General features: G+C 52.3%; 14 protein-coding genes. All 14 read left to right on the forward strand.

Annotation, left to right across the window (positions count from 1 at the left end):
- Nucleotides 1-1,168: tRNA lysidine(34) synthetase TilS (tilS, locus tag KH813_RS01920; protein WP_303992582.1), on the forward strand; the 1,168-nt coding region annotated here is incomplete at its 5' end.
- Entirely contained in the window at nucleotides 1,168-1,707 is a 540-nt protein-coding gene (hpt, locus tag KH813_RS01925; RefSeq protein ID WP_303992584.1) for a hypoxanthine phosphoribosyltransferase, read from the forward strand. The genes tilS and hpt, both read left to right, overlap by 1 nt.
- A gap of 76 nt (nucleotides 1,708-1,783) precedes the next feature.
- Nucleotides 1,784-3,781, forward strand: coding sequence for an ATP-dependent zinc metalloprotease FtsH (ftsH, locus tag KH813_RS01930; protein ID WP_303992586.1), 1,998 nt, complete (start codon nucleotides 1,784-1,786; stop codon nucleotides 3,779-3,781).
- 137 nt (nucleotides 3,782-3,918) lie between these two features.
- Nucleotides 3,919-4,902 carry a biotin--[acetyl-CoA-carboxylase] ligase gene (locus tag KH813_RS01935; RefSeq protein WP_303992588.1) on the forward strand — a complete coding sequence of 328 codons (984 nt, stop codon included), beginning with the start codon at nucleotides 3,919-3,921 and terminating at the stop codon, nucleotides 4,900-4,902.
- An 11-nt stretch (nucleotides 4,903-4,913) separates the two neighbouring features.
- Complete coding sequence (locus KH813_RS01940) at nucleotides 4,914-5,678, forward strand: type III pantothenate kinase (RefSeq protein WP_303992591.1); 765 nt, start codon at nucleotides 4,914-4,916, stop codon at nucleotides 5,676-5,678.
- Nucleotides 5,662-6,651, forward strand: coding sequence for a tRNA dihydrouridine synthase DusB (gene dusB, locus KH813_RS01945; protein ID WP_303992595.1), 990 nt, complete (start codon nucleotides 5,662-5,664; stop codon nucleotides 6,649-6,651). Before KH813_RS01940 ends, dusB begins: the two co-directional genes overlap by 17 nt.
- A gap of 104 nt (nucleotides 6,652-6,755) precedes the next feature.
- The gene (gene greA / locus KH813_RS01950; protein ID WP_024047988.1) at nucleotides 6,756-7,241 is read left to right on the forward strand and encodes a transcription elongation factor GreA; all 486 of its coding nucleotides are present in this window, start codon (nucleotides 6,756-6,758) and stop codon (nucleotides 7,239-7,241) included.
- A gap of 314 nt (nucleotides 7,242-7,555) precedes the next feature.
- Nucleotides 7,556-9,859 (forward strand): ornithine decarboxylase, encoded by a 2,304-nt coding sequence (speC, locus tag KH813_RS01955; RefSeq protein ID WP_303992598.1) that lies wholly within the window; start codon nucleotides 7,556-7,558, stop codon nucleotides 9,857-9,859.
- Between the two features lie 40 nt (nucleotides 9,860-9,899).
- The gene (gene potE, locus KH813_RS01960) at nucleotides 9,900-11,237 is read left to right on the forward strand and encodes a putrescine-ornithine antiporter (RefSeq protein WP_303992599.1); all 1,338 of its coding nucleotides are present in this window, start codon (nucleotides 9,900-9,902) and stop codon (nucleotides 11,235-11,237) included.
- A 145-nt stretch (nucleotides 11,238-11,382) separates the two neighbouring features.
- Nucleotides 11,383-12,303: a LysR family transcriptional regulator gene (locus tag KH813_RS01965; protein WP_075939470.1), complete on the forward strand. Its 921-nt coding sequence runs from the start codon at nucleotides 11,383-11,385 to the stop codon at nucleotides 12,301-12,303.
- Nucleotides 12,304-12,566: 263 nt separating this feature from the next.
- On the forward strand, nucleotides 12,567-14,147 hold the full coding sequence (gene lysS / locus KH813_RS01970; RefSeq protein ID WP_303992602.1) for a lysine--tRNA ligase: 1,581 nt from the start codon (nucleotides 12,567-12,569) through the stop codon (nucleotides 14,145-14,147).
- A gap of 657 nt (nucleotides 14,148-14,804) precedes the next feature.
- Nucleotides 14,805-16,997, forward strand: coding sequence for an ornithine decarboxylase (locus tag KH813_RS01975; RefSeq protein WP_303992608.1), 2,193 nt, complete (start codon nucleotides 14,805-14,807; stop codon nucleotides 16,995-16,997).
- A 97-nt stretch (nucleotides 16,998-17,094) separates the two neighbouring features.
- Entirely contained in the window at nucleotides 17,095-18,543 is a 1,449-nt protein-coding gene (gene potE / locus KH813_RS01980) for a putrescine-ornithine antiporter (protein WP_303992605.1), read from the forward strand.
- A gap of 190 nt (nucleotides 18,544-18,733) precedes the next feature.
- Nucleotides 18,734-18,890 (forward strand): shikimate kinase (locus KH813_RS01985; RefSeq protein ID WP_303992611.1); only part of this gene is annotated, 157 nt, incomplete at its 3' end.

Genomic DNA, 18,890 nt, shown 5'->3' on the forward strand with positions numbered 1-18,890 from the left:
GGCGGCGGATGCGGAAGTCGAATTCGTGCGCGCCTTGGCGCGGAACTTGAAACTGCCCTTTTACCGTTTGGACGCGGACGTGCCGCGGGCGGTGCGAACGACCGGCGACTCGGTCGAAACCGCGGCGCGGGCATTGCGTTACCGCGCGCTTGAAAAGTTGCGCGAGCAAGAGGGATATACCCTGCTTGCCGTGGCGCATCATGCCGATGATCAGGCGGAAACCGTGCTTCACCATGTATTGCGCGGTACGGGTCTGACGGGGCTTGGCGGTATGCGGGCGAGAAACGGCCATATCGTGCGTCCGTTTCTCGGCGTCACGCGGGCGGAAATCGAAACCTACTTGACGCATTTTCCGTACACGCCCTGCCTGGATGAGACGAATGCGGACACGACCTATTTGCGAAACGCGTTGCGTCATGAAGTACTGCCGCGTCTTGCGAAATATAATCCGCGCATTTGCGAGCACTTGGTCCGGCTCGCGACCACGGCCGCCGCGGATGACGAGTATTTGGAAAATGTCACTGCCGACGTTCTCACGCGTATTACGCGGCGCAAATCAGGGCGCGTCATGGTTTCCCGCGGCGCGTTCAACGACTTGCCGAAAGCATTGCAACGGCGCGTCGTTCGCAAATTGTGGCGAGAAGAAAGCGGTACAACGCTTTCGTTCGCGCACACCGAACGTCTTGTCGCCTGGTTTGCGACGGGAGAAACCGGTACCGAACAGAACTTGTACGGTCTGACGGCGGTACTGACCTCAGCCGATGCGTGGCTCGCGCCGCAAGCGGCGGTCGCTATAGAAACCGCGCCGGTGACGCGAGCGGCGGTCGATCCGCTGACGCTCGGAGACGTGCGGGTGCGCATCCGCACGCTTGCGGAAGGCGAAACGGCGCCATGGGTTATTCCGGCGCGTGTTCTGACCGGTCCCTTGACATTGCGTTACCGGCGCGCCGGCGATCGGATCCCGTTTCCTTTCGGCACGAAAAAATTGAGCGATTATTTTATTGATAGTAAAGTGCCGCGCCGTTGTCGTGACAGCGTCGTGCTGCTCGCCGATGACAGGCACGTATACGCGGCCTTTGATTATTTTACATTACATGACTTTTCAGGTGTTACAACGGTCAATGACCGGCCGGAACGGCTGGCGATTGATGTAGAGGAGGATAAATAATGCATCCGAATATCGCCAAAATACTGGTGACTGAAGAAGAAATCCGCGACCGTGTCGCTGTGTTGGGGCGGGAGATTACCAACGACTACCGCGGCAAAAAATTGCTTTTAGTCGGCATTTTGAAAGGTTCCGCGGTGTTCATGGCCGATTTGATGCGCCAAATCGATTTGGACGTGCAAATCGATTTTATGGTGGTTTCGAGTTACAGCAACAGTACGCAGTCGCAGGGTCATATTCAGATCCGTAAAGACTTGAGCACGGATATTAACGGCCGTGACGTGCTGGTGGTGGAAGATATGATCGATTCGGGCACGACGTTGTACTATCTGAATGAGATTTTGCAAGTGCGCGGCGCCAACTCCGTCGAATTCGTCACTCTTTTGAACAAGCCGTCGCGCCGCGAAAAACAGGTCGACGTACGTTACATCGGTTTTGACGTGCCGAATGAATTCGTCGTCGGCTATGGCATTGACTTCGCGGAAAATTATCGCAACCTTCCGTTCGTGGGTGTTCTCAAACCGGAGTGCTACGAATCATAATTGTAAAAAAATTCTCATCATGATAAAATGAAATGACATTCTGTTGGGAATTGACCCATGGGAAAGGGGAAGTCATTTGAATCGATTTATAAAAAACGTCAGCTTGTACGTTCTGCTGATTATTATTGCGGTATCGATGTTTACGAACTTCGTGGAGCCGCAGGAAAAGAAGTCGGATCTTACGTATTCGAATTTCTTGACGCAAGTCGAGCAGAAAAATGTGGAATATGTCACGCTGACGAATAATTCCATTGCCGGTAAACTTAAAAACGGCACGGAATTTACCACCTATGCGCCGGATAATGACGCGCAGTTGTTGCCGATTTTACGCGCCAACAACGTGACCATTCAGGCCAAACCGCCGGAACAACCGTCCTGGTGGTTGAGCATGTTGACTTCGCTGTTGCCGATTTTGCTTTTGATTGGCGTCTGGTTCTTTATCATGAACCAAACGCAGGGCGGCGGCGGTCGCGTGATGAACTTCGGCAAGTCACGCGCGAAAATGCATGAAGAAGGCAAAGTACATGTCACGTTTGCCGATGTCGCCGGCGAAGAAGAAGCCAAGCAGGAATTGACGGAAGTTGTTGATTTTCTGAAACACCCGGGTAAATATAACGCCATCGGCGCGAAAATTCCGAAAGGCATTTTGCTCTTCGGCCCGCCCGGTACCGGTAAAACGCTCCTGGCGAAAGCCGTTGCCGGCGAAGCGAATGTGCCGTTTTTCAGTATCAGCGGTTCGGACTTCGTCGAAATGTTTGTCGGTGTCGGCGCGTCCCGTGTCCGTGATCTGTTTGTCCAGGCGAAGAAGAACGCGCCCTGCATCGTCTTTATTGATGAAATCGATGCGGTCGGTCGCCAGCGCGGTTCCGGCCTCGGCGGCGGTCATGATGAACGTGAACAAACGCTGAACCAGCTCTTAGTCGAGATGGACGGTTTTGGCGCGAACGAAGGCATTATTACGCTTGCAGCAACGAACCGACCGGATATTTTGGATCCGGCGCTCTTGCGTCCGGGGCGTTTTGACCGTCAGGTCGTAGTCAGCCGTCCGGATTTGCGCGGCCGGGAAGCGATCCTGAAAGTCCACGCGAAAAATAAACCTTTGGAAGGCGATATCGACCTTAAGATTATCGCCAAGAAAACGCCGGGCTTTACCGGCGCGGATTTGGCCAACCTTTTAAACGAAGCAGCGCTGTTGGCGGCGCGGCAAAACAAGAAGACGATCGGTATGGCGGAACTCGAAGAAGCGAGCGAAAAAGTCGCCTACGGTCCGGAACGTCGCAGCCACGTGGTGAGCGAACGGGAACGCAAAATTACCGCGTACCATGAATCGGGTCACGCGATTATCGCCGAACTGATGCCGGAAGCGGATAAAGTTCACAAAGTGACGATCGTACCGCGCGGCCAGGCGGGCGGCTATACCATGACGCTGCCGCAGGAAGAACGCGCGTACATTACCAAGTCGCAACTCTTATCCGAAATTCGCGTCTTGATGGGCGGTCGCGTGGCGGAAGAAATCACATTCAACGAGATCTCTTCCGGCGCGTCCAACGACTTGGAGCGCGTCACTCAGATTTTGCGCAATATGATTATGCGCTGGGGCATGAGCACGCGCTTGGGTCCGATGACATTCGGGGAACATCAGGAACAGATTTTCCTCGGCAAACAACTCGGCTCCGAACGCAACTACGGCGAAGATATCGCCACCGCGATTGACGAAGAAATGCGTAAATACGCGGAAGAAGCCTACGCGGAAACCAAAAAGCTGCTGCTCGAAAATCAGGATGTATTGGAAGCGATGGCACAGGCGCTTTTGGAAGTCGAAACGATCGACTCCAAGCAGGTCGCCAACCTTTTCAAATACAAATCGATCACGCCTCCGCCGGGCGCATCGCAGGCGGAGGATCTCGATGACGGAACCACGGTGGAAGCGCCGCCGCTTCCGGATCCGACGGCCGAACAGCCGTGGCGTCAACCGCCGCCGGCGCCGCCGGTCGCTCCGAAGCCGGGACCGGAAACCCCGCCTTCACCGAGCGGTGATGTGCCGCCGAAAGATCGCTGGCACCGCGAGGACTGAACATACAAAAAACGACTGCATCGTGGGATGCGGTCGTTTTTTTGTATGTTAACAACAGCATGAGGATAACTTGACAAATTGTAAACCTGTTTTTATAATAAGAATACATTCATCACGTAAAAAAGGAGTGGCAAAGCATGCGCAATAAGATTTTGGATTACTTCCGAAACGCTCACGGCGAGTACGTTTCGGGGCAACAAATTTCCGATGATCTGAAAGTTTCACGAACCGCCATTTGGAAACATATCAAGGTCCTTAAAGAACGCGGTTACGTATTCGAGTCGAGCACACGCAAAGGGTATCGGCTGCTGCATGCGCCCAACCTTCTGACGGAACTTGAAATCAACAGTGTACTTTCTACCGAATCGTTCGGGCGCAATATTATTTATCGCGAGACGGCGCCCTCCACAAACGCCATCGCCAAAGAAGAAGCGCGGCGCGGCGCGCCGGAAGGAACGATTGTGGTCGCCGAAGAGCAAACCGGCGGTCGCGGCCGTTTGCAGCGCGCGTGGTTTTCTCCCTATGCGAAGGGAATTTGGTTCTCACTGATTTTGCGGCCGCATTTTTCGCCGCTCGAAGCGTCGAAGTGCACGTTATTGGCCGCCGTTGCTCTGGTGCGTGCGTTCCATCAGGCGGGGCTCACCGAAACCGGCATCAAATGGCCGAATGATTTACTGGTGAAACGTCGCAAAATCGTCGGCATCCTGACGGAAATGGACGCGACGATGGAAGAGATCAATTACATCGTCATGGGGATGGGCATCAACACTGATGTCGCCCGTGTCGATTTGCCGGAAGACTTGCGGGATAAAGCGACTTCGTTTTTGCTGGAAGGCGTACGTATTCCGCGCAAAGAATTGCTTAATTTGATCTTGGTGGAGCTCGAAACACTGTATGCGGAAGTGGAAACGAACGGCTTCGCTACCATTCTTGACGAATGGCGCAAATATTCGGTGACTCTCGGCCGCGATATCAATGTCATCACGCCGGGCTACACGTACAGCGGTAAAGCGGTGGATATAGACTCCGACGGTTGCCTCCTGGTGGAAACGGATCACGGCGTCGAACGCGTACTGGCGGGCGAGGTTTCGATTCGCTACAAAGATGAACCTGCGCTATAAAGGAGAACTCTATGCTACTGGTTATGGACGTCGGCAATACGAATATCGTGCTCGGCGTATTTGAAGGTCACGAACTCAAAGATTCGTGGCGGATTTCTACGGATCGTTTTCGGACGACCGATGAATATGGCGTATTAATCGGCAACTTATTCCACTACAACAAGGTCAAAATGACGGATGTGGAAGCGATTATGGTATCGTCCGTTGTGCCTCCGGTCAATCCGACGTTGGAGCGAATGGCGCTGCGTTACTTCAACGTGCAAGCGACATTTGTCGGCCCGGGTACGAAAACCGGCATGAATATTAAATATGAAAATCCGCGGGAAGTCGGCGCTGACCGTATCGTCAACGCCGTGGCCGCCTACGAACGTTTCGGCGGACCGCTGGTGGTCATTGACTTCGGTACGGCGACGACCTATTGCGCCATCTCGGAGAAAGGCGATTACTTGGGCGGCGCGATTGCTCCCGGCGTCGGGATTTCGATGGAAGCGCTTTTTCAGCGCGCCGCGAAGTTGCCGCGTATCGAACTCAAGAAAACGGATGGCGTCATCTGCAAAAATACGATTGCCAGCATGCAGGCCGGTGTTTTCTACGGCTATGTCGGTCAGGTGGACGGCATCGTCAATCGCATGAAGCAAGAGCTGGGCGATGACGCGGCGGTCGTAGCTACCGGCGGTTTGGCAGCGTTGATCGCGGGTGAATCGCAGACGATCGACTATGTCGCGCCGATGTTGACTTTGGAAGGACTTTTACTCTTATATGAACGCAACAAATAATACACCCGCCATCGGCGGCGTGAAGCTGCGCAACCGCGTGGCGCTCGCGCCGATGGCGGGCATTTGCGATCAGACGTACCGACGACTTGCGACGGCGCAGGGCGTCGGTTTCGTTTGTACGGAAATGATCAGCGCCAAAGGTCTTTTATATCATAATGATAAAACGCTGCGCATGTTGGCGCTGGCGGAAGATGAGCATCCGGTCGCGGTGCAGATCTTCGGACATGTACCGGAAGAATTGGCGAAAGCGGCGCAAATCGTCGCGCGAGCGGGCGCGGATATCATTGACCTCAACATGGGCTGCCCCGTCGCCAAAGTCGTCAAAAACGGCGACGGTTCGGCACTCCTGCGCGACGTGCCGCAGGCGGCCGCCTGCATCGCCGCGATGGCGGACGCGGTGGATGTGCCGGTCACGGCGAAAATCCGTCTCGGTTGGGATGACGATTCCCGCAACGCCGTGGCGGTGGCGCGCGCTTTGGCCGCCGCCGGCGCCGCCGCGCTCACCGTGCACGGGCGCACGCGCGAACAGGGCTACAGCGGTAAAGCGGACTGGCGGGCGATCGCCGAAGTCGTCGCCGCGATCGAGATTCCCGTTTGGGGAAACGGCGATGTGGTGGACGGACCGAGCGCGGCCCGAATGCTCGCGGAAACGAACGCGGCCGGCGTCGCTATCGGTCGCGCCGCCATGGGCAACCCGTTTATTTTTCATGAAGTCACGACCTATCTCGCGACCGGTGAAAGCGTTGCTCCGCCAACGGCAACGGAACGCTTGACCATGTGCCGCCGGCACTTGCATATGCTCGCCGCCGAAAAAGGGGAAACGGTCGCCGTTCGGCAAATGCGCACGCACGCGATCGGCTACCTGCGCGGCTTGCGCAAATCTGCCGCCTTACGACGGGAATTGATGCAGGCGGAAACGCTCGCGCGCTGGGACGAACTCTTGACGAAAGCGCTTTCTTTTGTCACGGTGTAGTACACAAATGTGCGTGGACTCAGTTCGCGTACTGTGATATAATTCAAATAATATTGTTTTGTTTATTTGGTATTTATTTATATAAGTTAGGAGTTTGGAACGATATGACGCAGGGAATGGAAGTCAGCGCCGCTTTCTTGGAAGAAATGAAAGAGGAGCTTGCTCAATTAAAATCAAAGACCCGTTTGGAAGTGGCGGAACGACTGAAGGAAGCCATCGCTCTCGGGGATTTAAGTGAAAACTCGGAATATGAAGACGCCAAAAATCAGCAGGCGTTTGTCGAAGGCCGGATCGCCGAACTGGAAGAACGTATTCGCAACGCGGTGATTATCGCCAACCCGAAAGGCAAGAAAGTATCGCTCGGCTCGGTCGTCACTATCAAAGACCAGAACGGGGAAACGCTTGAATACACGATCGTAGGTTCCGCGGAAGCGGATCCGTTTGAAGATAAAATCTCCAACGAATCTCCCGTCGGCAAAGCGCTGATCGGCAAGAAAGCCAAAGATAAAGTAACGGTGCAGGCGCCGGAGCAGGTACTCGAATACGAGATCGTTAAAGTCGTGAATACCGCCGGCAAAAAGAAAGCGTAACGTTTTCCGTAAGAGCCGCCCAAAGAAGATAAAAACGCAAAAAAATATAATTTACACTATCTTTATAATAAAAATGAAGTATAAGTCGAAGCAAATAAAAGTTAACAAAAACTAAAGATTGTGAAAAATTTGCTTATAAAGAAACCCCGCGGCCTCGCACTCGGGGCTTCTTTTTTTATAAGTGGAAGCTTGACTTATAGATTTGCTGTATTATTCAAAACGCGCCGACCCGCCTATACTGACAGTGAGGACAACAGGCATTGATTAAGCGCGCAGTCGATGCCATGGTAAAAAATGTACAGGAGGATTGTCTCATGGAACTGTTAAACGTCATCTGCAGCAAAGCGGCATACGAATGCTTTGACTTGCTTTCCGATCGTGAAGTTCTTTTTTTGGAAGATGTCATCGATAATTTCGAGGTGGATTTAACTTCGGCGGCGGTCGTGATCGTCACGGAGGATGAAACGAATTGCCTGCAACGATTCATCGATTCGGCGTTGAATATTCCGATGTTCGTCATCCGTACGCGTCGGGACACTCAAATTCCGCTGGATCTCCTGGCGGCCGGCGTTCACGTTATGGACGTCAACGAATTTGATCGCGACCTGTTCGGACGTCAGATCGAACAGGCGGCCAAAGATTATGAAAAAGAAATTTTACCCCCGTTCTTCCGTGAAATGACCGAATATGTGGGAACCGGTAACATGACGCTGGCGACGCCGGGGCATCATGGCGGTCAGTTCTTCCGTAAACATCCGGCCGGACGTGCCCTTTACGACTGGTTCGGTGAAAATCTGTTCCGCTCCGATATGAGCTCGTCCGACGTACGTATGGGCGATCTTCTGATTCACGAAGGGGCGCCGGCGGAAGCGGAAAAACACGCGGCGAAAGTATTTAACGCCGACACGACTTACTTCGTCATGAACGGCACGTCGACGGCCAATAAAGTCGTCATCAACGCGCTCTTGCATCCGGGCGATGTCGTACTGTTCGATCGCAACAACCACAAATCCGTGCACCACGGCGCGTTGGTACAGGTCGGCGCGAAACCGGTGTATTTGGAAACCGGACGCAACCCGTTCGGCTTTATCGGCGGCGTGGATGAACATTGCTTTGAAGAAGACTATCTGCGCTCGGAAGTCGCCAAAGTCGATCCGGAAAAAGCCAAAGCGAAACGCCCGTTCCGTTTGGCGTTGATCCAGCTCGGCACCTATGACGGCACGATTTATAACGCGCGTCAGGTCATCGACCGCATCGGTCACCTGTGCGACTACATTCTTTTCGACTCCGCTTGGGTCGGTTATGAACAATTTATTCCGATGCTGCGCGACTGCAGCCCGCTGCTTTTGGAACTCGGACCGGACGATCCGGGCGTCATGGTCACGCAGTCGGTACATAAACAGCTCGCCGGCTTCTCGCAAGCCTCTCAAATTCATAAAAAAGACAGCCACATTAAAGATCAGCCGCGGTACTGCAACGACGACTGCTTCAACAACGCGTTCATGTTGCACGCGTCGACCTCGCCGTTTTACGCGATTTTCGCCTCGCTGGACGTCAACGCGAAGATCCACGAAGGCGAAGCGGGCCGCAAATTGTGGGCCGATACCGTTAAACTCGGCATTGATATCCGCAAAGAAATTATCAAAAACTGTCACTATTTCAAACCGTTCATTCCGGAAACGATCGACGGTAAAGCGTGGGAAAATTACGACACCAACATCATCGCCAATGATGTCCGCTTTTTCCGCATGAACCCGAAAGACAGCTGGCACGGCTTTGAAGCGTACGGTAAAAATCAGTACGTCATTGATCCGTGTAAGTTGCTCCTCTACACGCCGGGGATCAACAAAAAAACATGGGAATATGAAGACTTCGGTATTCCGGCGGGATTGCTTTCCAACTACCTGCGGGAACACGGCATGACACCGGAAAAGAGCGATTTGAACTCGATCCTCTTCCTGCTCACGCCGGCGGAAACCTACACGAAGATGCAGAACCTGATTTCACTCCTCGTGCGGTTTGAAACCTGTCTCGACGAAGATTTGCCGCTTTCGCAAGTATTGCCGAAGATTTATAAGCAAAACGAAGCTCGTTATAAAGGCTACACCATTCGTCAGCTTTGTCAGGAAATGCACGATTTCTACAAATCGCGCCGCGTCAATATTCTGCAGAAACGTTTGTTCCGCAAAGAATACATGCCGGAAATCGCGATGAGCGCGAAAGACGCGAACTATGAATTTGTCGCGGGCAATTGGGAAAAAGTCACCCTCGATCAGATCAAAGGCCGCGTGGCGCTGGAAGGCGCGTTGCCGTATCCGCCGGGAATCCTCACGATTGATCCGGGCGAACGCTGGGGCGACACCGTCATCGAATATTTCCGTGCCTTGGAAGATACGATTAATCTGTTGCCGGGATTTGCCGGTGAGATCCAGGGCGTGCACTTCGCTGAAATCGACGGTAAAACGCGCGCGGTGGCGTATGTTTTGAAAGACGAAAGCGTCATTCAAAACGCGCCGACGCATCGCGCCGACGCCAAAGAGAAAGCGACGAGCGCGCCGACGACGGTCAAAAAAGAAAACGCGGATAGTAAAACGGCCGCTAAAACGACGAAAAAATAATCGCCCGAGTGGCGATTGTATCTAAAAGGATGCGATCACTATGTCACAAACAGCAAAAAAAATGGGCGTCGTTCAGCTGACTATTATTACGGCGGTTAACATGATGGGCTCCGGCATCATCATGTTGCCCGCCAAGCTGGCGTCCGTTGGTACGATCTCGATTCTCTCCTGGCTGGTAACAGCGGTAGGGTCGATGTGTTTGGCTTACTGTTTTGCCCAGTGCAGCATGTTCAGCAGAGAACAGGGCGGCATGGGCGGCTACGCCGACAACGCGTTCGGCAAGGCCGGCAATTTTCTTTGCAACTATACATACTCGTTTTCATTGATTATCGCCAACGTCGCGATTGCGATTTCCGCGGTCGGCTACGGCACGGAATTTATGGATATGAAGCTGTCGGCGTTGGGCGTCGGGATCGCAACGATCGCGACCCTTTGGGTCACTTCGGTACTGAACTTCGGTGGCGCCGGCATCACCGGCAAAATCGGTTCCGTTACCGTTTGGGGCGTGATTATTCCGGTCGTCGGCATCAGTCTGATCGGCTGGTTCTGGTTTGATCCCACGCTCTATATCAACTCATGGAACCCGCACGGACTGCCTTTTATGGAAGGCGTCAGCGAGTCGATTACGCTAACCCTCTGGTCGTTCTTGGGTTTGGAATCCGCCTGCGCCAACAGCGACGCGGTGGAAAATCCGGAAAAGAACGTACCGATTGCGGTGTTGGGCGGCACGCTGGGAGCAGCGATCGTTTACATTGCCTCGACCAATGTCATGGCGGGGATAGTGCCGATTGATCAGTTGGCTGCTTCCAACGCACCGTTCGGCTTTGTCTTCGCGCATATGTTCAGTCCGATCGCCGGTAAGATCGTCATGGGTCTGATGACGCTCGCCTGCATCGGTTCGCTTTTGGGCTGGCAGTTCACGACCGCGCAGGTATTGAAGTCGTCGGCGGACGTCGGCTACTTCCCGCGCGTGTTCTCGAAAGTTACTCGCGCCAACGCGCCGGTCGCCGGCATGATCGTCATGACCATCATCGAGACCGTCATCGCGTTCGCGACCATTTCTCCGAGTCTGATGGAACAGTTCAGCGCGATCGTCGATCTCGCGGTCGTCACCAACCTCGTTCCGTATGTACTTTCGATGGCCGCTTTGCCGATTATTTTGCATAAAGCGGGCGTGTCGAAACAAAAACGGCTTACCACGCATGTGGTCAACCTCATTGCTACCGCGTACAGCTTCTACGCCCTGTATGCCTGCGGCGAATTCGCGCTGGCCTACGGCGGTCTGGTCACTTTCTTGGGATGGACTTTTTACGGCTTTATCGCCAATCGATTTGAAATTCGTCGGCCCGAAGAAAAGGTGACGACAAGTCAAGTTTGATACTTCATATAAGGGTTGTCTTGGGATGCTTCATACCGCTTGTCTTGTGTGAAAGTAATAAATTCGATACAATTACATCGTGAGACAACAAGCCATTTGAGCAGGTGGAGGCAACTCCACCTTGTTCTCGCATTGGGGGATTACGATGAACCTGGATTTTTATCGCAACTTTGTTACTGTGGCGGAATCCTATACCGTAAGCGAAGCTGCGCGGCGTCTGAATATCGCGCAGCCGGCCTTGTCAGCGCAAATCAAAAGCCTGGAGTCCTACTACGGCGTTCAACTGATTAAAACGAAACAGGGCAGTCGTCATTTGGAACTGACGGCCGCCGGTGAACTTTTATATCGGCGGATGCGCCATATTTTGAATGCGACGGATGTACTGCGGACCGACCTGAAAATGGTCGCTTTCAATGAATTGGAGACGGTCGCGGTCGGTACGGTGCCGGATCTTTCGATGGCTGTCGGTGAATATGTCGCCGACTTCGCCGAAGCGCATCCGGACCGCCGTTGGCGCATTACTGTCAACGATGTCGCCACGCTCGCCGAACATTTGGAGCGCGGCGAGATCCACTGCATCATTACGCCGTTTGCCGCGTCGCAGGCGTTTATGTACACTTTGGAGGGCGCGTTTACAAGACCGATTTACGCGATCGGGAAAAAGGATCACCCGCTATTGAAAGACAAGCAACATGTACGAATGACATCTCTGACCAAGGAACCGATTTGCTTGGCGACGGAACTGGAAGACGGTTTTTTCCGCGGCTGTCGCGAAGAACATGTCGAAGTTCCCGTCGGGATACGCTGCACCTCGACGGCGACCGTGGTCGATATAGCCTTGCGCTGTAACCTGATCGCGGTCATCGGCGGGGACGTGTCGCCGTGGTTGGCTCCCTACATTACGGCGGTACCGTTGCGCAGCAAATACCTGCGGGCGGAGCATTACGTTTATACCCAAAAAGGGGCGGATCTCCCGAAAGTCATGCGTCAATTTCTTGACCACCTTAAAGAACGGGAAGACTACCGGCCCGACTTCCCGCGTTCCGAGATGTCAGCGGAGGTTTGACACTCGAAAAACGGTTTGCTATAATTTATGAAACATAAGATTGTTAATAAATTAAATTGACAACCAGTGGGAGGTCCGGTATGGAAGGGCAATTAGACGCGGTATACTTACGTTGCGTGCAGCCGTCAGCGCCGGCACGCCGTGTAATCTTGCCGCGTAAGGCGACAGATGCCAAACCGACGTTTCGTCGGTAAAATATTTTCTGCATTATACATCACAAAGAAATTCATTGCGGCTATGTCGACTTAAAAGGAGAGAATACCATGGATAACGCACAAAACGAACAGGCTAATGTACAGAATGACCACGTTTCCGAACTGGAACAACTGCGCGAAGGCGAATCGGAGCAGATGCAGATCCGCCGTGAAAAGTTGCAGAAAATTTACGATTTGGGTTTAACACCGTTCGGTCAGAAATTTGACTGGACGCATCATAATCAGCAGATCATTGACGAATTTGCCGACCTGGAAGATCAGGAAGTCGCGATTGCCGGCCGTATCATGGCGATCCGCGATCACGGCAAAACGGCGTTTTTGAATCTGCGTGACTTCACCGGCGACATTCAAGTGTACCTGCGCCAAGATGAAGTTTCGGAGCTCGAATACCAACTGTTTCAACTGCTGGATATCGGCGATATCGTCGGAATTAACGGCAAGGTATTCAAAACGCACAAGGGTGAAATCACCGTGCGCGTGGAAAAATTGACCTTGCTTTCGAAGGGTCTGCGGCCGTTGCCGAACAAATGGCAGGGATTGAAGGATTCGGAAATTCGTTACCGTCAACGTTACGTCGACCTGATCATGAACCCGCAAGTGCGTGACACCTTCAAAAAGCGTTCGCAGATTATCAACTGCATTCGCGAATGGCTCACCGATCACGGTTTCATGGAAGTCGAAACGCCGATGATGCAGACGATCTACGGCGGCGCCGCCGCGCGTCCGTTCATCACGCACCACAACGCGCATGACATGGATGTCTACATGCGAATTTCGCCGGAATTGTACCTGAAGAGATTGGTCGTCGGCGGTTTTGAACGCGTCTTTGAAATCAACCGCAACTTCCGCAACGAAGGTATCGACAATCGTCACAATCCGGAATTCACGATGCTGGAAACCTACCAGGCGTACGGCAACTTCGAAGACGCCATCTACCAGACGGAACAAATCGTTTCCTACTGCGCGCAGCAGGTACTCGGCACGATGAAAGTGAATTATCAGGGTACGGAAATCGATCTCACTCCGCCGTGGAACCGCATGACCATGCCGGAAGCGGTCAAGAAATTCTCGGGCGAAGATTTCGATCAGGTGGAAACGATTGAAGAAGCGCGCGCGATTGCCGATCGCCTCGGCGCGGAATACACGGAACATGACGGCATCGGCAAGATCTTAAACGCCTGCTTTGAAGAAGTGGCGGAAGAAAAACTGATTCAGCCGACCTTTATTTTCGGTCATCCGCTGGAAATCTCGCCGCTCGCGAAACAGAATAAAGAAAACCCGTCGATTACCGACCGCTTTGAAGCCTTTATCTTCGGTCGTGAAATCGCCAACGGCTACTCCGAATTGAATGACCCGATCGATCAGCGCGGACGCTTTGAACAGCAGATGCGCGAATTCGAAATGGGCGATGACGAAGCGCATCAGATGGACGAAGACTTCGTTACCGCATTGGAATACGGCTTGCCGCCGACCGGCGGTTTGGGCATCGGGATTGATCGCATGATCATGTTCCTGACTGACGCTGCATCCATTCGCGATGTCATCCTGTTCCCGCTGATGCGTCCGGAAGAAGGACGCGCCGGCCGCGGTGACAAAGCGGAAGAAGCATCGGAAAACGAAGAAAAATAAAAACACGTCACTGAAAAGAGACCCGAAAGGGTCTCTTTTTTAGCGCGCAAGGCAATTTATATATAGCAAAAATATATAAGTTAAGCATAACTTAGCGAAAATAAGTGTTTCAATATGCATGGAACGCATACGAAGAAAAATATGGCGAATAAAAATAAAATTATAAAAACATATCGATATATTAAAAATATTTTTTTAGAATTTTTAATACATCCGCTGAAAAATACCCGCTGAGCCTTATACAAACGATGTTTGGAAGATTATAAAATAATCGTTGAAGTTCTTTACAAAAATTTTAAAATTATCAATAATTATTTTATTTAACAACAAAATAACTCTGATCAACCTATTTTTTGAAGTAAATCTATGAATATTATGAAATTGACAACCTTCGAGATGAAGGAATATAATGATGTCGAACAACGGGTGAAAGCCGCAAACGCCCGTGTGGCATATAGTGAGAGCGTTTTATACGCCGTATGCGGTCAGAATGGAATCATTAAACAGGTCAGAATCGGATGACGATCTGCCGGGATAACGCGAATCGCCGAGCAGGGAAATCGATTCGACAGGCTGATGCATCGCGGTGTGCTAATGCCGTTTTTTTGTGGCTAAGACATTTATTGTCTAAAGTGATGAGACTGGGAGGTCTTAATGATGAAGCATCTGAAAGTGGGTTACAGTCCGCTCGCAGAACAGTACTTTGACTTGGCGATCGGCCGGGAAAAAGTATGTCTCGACAATACGGACTTCACCGATGTCGCGGTAGCCGTTATCACGGATCAGGAAATGGACTACCTCGACAAAGTGAAAGAAACGGGATTCAACATTCCGGTGATCGCCGTATTGACCGAAGGCAAAGCGCTCGACTTAAAATACATGGGCCAAATTGACCATGTTATCGACGCGGCGAACACGGAAACCAAACGCGGTTACTACAGCCGTCAGGTTGAACAGGCGGCAGCGGCGTATGAAGAAGACGTATTACCGCCGTTCTTCCGTTCGTTGGCTGACTATGTCGCAGCCGGCAAATCGCAGTTTGACTGCCCGGGCCATCAAGGCGGTATGTTCTATCGTAAAATGCCCGCAGGCCGTGCCCTCTTTGATTTCTTTGGCGAAAACGTATTCCGCGCCGACCTTTGCAACGCCGACGTTAAGTTGGGCGACCTCTTGATTCATGAAGGTCCGGCTTTGGATGCGCAGCAGCACGCGGCGCAAGTCTACAATGCGGACAAAACGTACTTCGTTTTGAACGGTACGTCGTCCTCCAATAAAGTCGTATTGAACGCTTTGCTCGCCCCCGGCGACTTGGTTCTCTATGACCGCAACAACCACAAATCGATCAACCACGGCGCTTTGGTTCAGGCCGGCGCGACTCCGGTATACCTGGAAACCGCTCGTAACCCGTTCGGTTTCATCGGCGGTATCTTGGAAGGTTGCTTCGATGAAAAGAAACTCCGCGAACTCGCGGCCGAAATGGATCCGAAAAAAGCGAAAGAAGAACGCCCGTTCCGTCTGGCGGTCATCCAGCTCGGTACCTATGACGGCACGATCTACAACGCGAAACAGGTCATTGAAAAGATCGGTCACCTCTGCGACTACATTCTCTTTGACTCCGCTTGGGTAGGTTATGAACAGTTTATTCCGATGATGCGTGACTGCAGTCCGATGCTCTTGGACCTCGGTCCGGATGATCCGGGTATCTTCGTAACCCAATCTGTCCACAAACAACAGGCCGGCTTCTCGCAGACCTCGCAGATCCACAAAAAAGACAGCCATATCAAAGGTCAGGATCGTTACTGCCCGCATAAACGCTTGAACAACGCGTTCATGATGCATGCGTCGACCTCGCCGTTCTATCCGATGTTCGCGTCCTTGGACGTTAACGCGAAAATGGCTGACGGCGAAGCAGGCAAACGCCTCTGGGTCGAAGCCGTTAAACTCGGTATCGAAACCCGTAAAGCGATTTTGCGCAGCTGCAAGATGATCAAACCGTTCGTTCCGCCGACAGTCAACGGCAAACCGTGGGAAGACGGCGACACCGAAGACATGGCGAACAACCTGGACTACTTCCGCTTCATTCCGGGTGAACGTTGGCACTCCTTCGACGGTTACGGCGAAGGCCAGTACTTCGTCGATCCGATGAAACTGCAGTTGACCACGCCGGGTATTAACGCGCAGGACGGCACCTATGAAGACTTCGGTATTCATGCCAACATTCTCGCGAACTACCTCCGTGAAAACAATATCATTCCGGAAAAATGCGACTTGAACTCGATTCTGTTCCTCTTGACTCCGGCGGAAACGCAGACCAAGATGCAGAACCTCGTAGCGCAAATCGCCCGCTTCGAACGTTTGATCGAAGAAGACGCGCCGATGCAGGACGTCTTGCCGACCATTTACTACAACAATATCGACAAATACAAAGGCTACACGATTCGTCGTCTCTGCCAGGAAATGCAGGACTTCTACAAAGAACGTAACGTGAAAGAACTGCAGAAACGTTTGTTCCTGAAAGACTACTTCCCGGAATATGTCAATACGCCGTATAAAGCGAACCTCGAATTCGTTCGCAACCATGGTGAATTGGTACCGGTTGACGAAATCGAAGGCCGCATCGCCCTTGAAGGTGCGTTGCCGTACCCGCCGGGAGTTCTGACGGTCGTTCCGGGCGAACGCTGGAGCGCTACCGCGCAGAAATACTTCCTCGCGCTGAACGAAGGCATCAACCAGTTGCCGGGCTTCGCGCCGGAAATCCAGGGCGTTTACCTGGAAACGGAAGACGGTAAGAAACGTGCTTACGGTTATGTATTGAAGAAAGAATACGAAGAAGAATTCGCGAAAGCGTAATTTGATCGTACTTGTAACACCTGCTTTCAGAAACGGTGCGTCGGGCGGACTCGGCGCACCGTAATGGAAGGCGGGTATTGAGGAGAGTGCTTTTATAATGGCAGATAGCTCACAAAATAAAATGAGCGTTGTCCAGCTGACAATTTTGACAGCGGTCAACATGATGGGGTCCGGTATTATTATGTTACCGACCAAGCTTGCGCAAGTAGGCACCATGTCCATTTTGAGCTGGGTCGTAACAGCGGTCGGCTCGATGTGCTTGGCGTATGCGTTTGCTAAATGTGGTATGTACACCCGCCGTGGCGGCGGTATGGGCGGCTACTCGGAATATACCTTCGGCAAAGCCGGTTCCTTTATGGCGAACTACACCTATGGTGTATCGCTCTTGATTGCCAACATCGCGATTGCGATTTCGGCTGTCGGTTACGCGCAGGAATTTATGGAAGTTGAATTGTCCTCCGTAGCGGTCGGCATGTGGACGATCGCAACACTTTGGTTGGCGACGGTATTGAACTTCGGCGGCGCGAAATACACCGGCCGCGTTTCTTCGGTTACCGTTTGGGGCGTTATTATCCCGGTAGTCGGTATTTCCGTCCTCGGTTGGTTCTGGTTCAGCCCGTCGACCTATACGGAAGCTTGGAACCCGCACAACTTGCAATTCTTTGATGGTTTAACACAGTCGATCGCAATGACATTGTGGGCCTTCCTCGGCATGGAATCGGCAAGCGCCAACTCCGAAGCCGTTGAAAACCCGGAAAAGAACGTGCCGATCGCTTGCTTAGGCGGTACGTTGGGCGCAGCTATCATTTACATCTTGTCCACCAACGTTATGGCCGGTATCGTTCCGAACGCGGAACTGGCACTGTCGTCGGCTCCGTTCGGCTTGGCGTTCGCGACGATGTTCACCCCGATGGTAGGTAAAATCGTCATGGGTCTCATGGTAATGTCTTGCTTCGGTTCGCTCTTGGGTTGGCAGTTCACGATCGCTCAGGTATTCAAAACCTCGTCGGACGAAGGTTACTTCCCGAAACTGTTCAGCAAAGTTACTTCCTATAACGCGCCGATTGTCGGCATGATCACGATCACCGTGATTCAGTCGCTTCTGTCGTTAATGACGATCAGCGACGCGCTGTATGAACAGTTTGAAACGCTGGTTAACCTGGCGGTTGTTACGAACATCATCCCGTACCTGCTCTCGATGGCGGCTCTGGTCGTTATTCAGAAAGCGGCGGGTCATTACAGCGGAATGACCACCTTCATCGCGCTCCTCGGTTCGTTGTACAGCTTCTATGCGCTGTACTCTTCGGGCTTCGACGCGATGACCTACGGTTCGCTCGTTACCTTCTTCGGTTGGACGCTCTACGGCTTCGTTTCGGAACGTTTCGACCTGATGGATTCCATTTACTGGAACCGTGAAGAAGATAAACGTACGGGTCGTGTCGATGCGGAAGCGCAGAAACTCTATGCGGCGAGCCAAGCCAAATTGGATAGCGAAGCGCATGTATCGCATGAATATGATCCGGCGATGAAAAGCGAAACTAAATAATGAATAAAGAAAAGAAGTCGCGTGAGCGGCTTCTTTTTTTGTATGTAAAAATTTGGTTTTTATCGCATCGTGAATCGAAAATACTTCATCGTCAGCGCGAATTCGCAAGCCGATAAAAAGTCGCACGCGGCGATATCCTCCTCATTGTTTTATCTCATAATTTGTTATAATAACAACAAAGAGGTAGATCATGCGAGAAGAACGTCAAAACCGTCTTATCAAAAAACGCAATATCGTTTTGATCGGCTCCATGGGCACGGGGAAAAGCCATGTCGGGCGGATGCTGGCGCGTGAATTGGGCTGGCAGTTCATTGACACGGATCGCTTTTTGGAACGCGAACGCGGCA

Source organism: Negativicoccus succinicivorans (assembly GCF_018373335.1).
GTDB classification, from domain to species: Bacteria; Bacillota; Negativicutes; order Veillonellales; family Negativicoccaceae; genus Negativicoccus; species Negativicoccus succinicivorans_A.